Genomic DNA, 383 nt, shown 5'->3' on the forward strand with positions numbered 1-383 from the left:
AGCGCGTCGTCGATGGTGAGCCCCTTCATGCGCTCGCCCATCGCCGCCACGAACCGGTCGTGAATGCCTTCGGTCACGATCACCCGCGACGACGCGGTGCAACGCTGGCCGGTGGAGAAGAAGGCGGAGTTGACGGCGGCTTCGACGGCAACGCTAAGATCGGCGTCGTCGAGCACCACGAACGGGTTCTTGCCGCCCATCTCCAGCTGGTACTTGCGATTGTGCTCGACCGAGGCCAGTGCCACGCGTTTGCCGGTGCCGGTCGAGCCGGTAAAGGTGATCGCCTGGATGTCGGGGCTGTCGAGCATCGTCTGGCCGACGACCGAGCCCTTGCCCATCACCAGGTTCAGCACGCCCTTCGGCAGGCCGGCGCGATGGAGAAT

Annotated in this window: 1 protein-coding gene; it reads right to left on the reverse strand. The window is 65.8% G+C overall.

Annotated features, from left to right (window positions below; all coding sequences use genetic code 11):
• On the reverse strand, positions 1-383 hold a 383-nt coding region (locus tag C6558_RS39355; RefSeq protein ID WP_146161035.1), incomplete at both ends, for an aldehyde dehydrogenase family protein.

Origin of the sequence: Ensifer sp. NM-2, assembly GCF_003024455.1 — a bacterium.
GTDB lineage: Bacteria > Pseudomonadota > Alphaproteobacteria > Rhizobiales > Rhizobiaceae > Ensifer > Ensifer canadensis.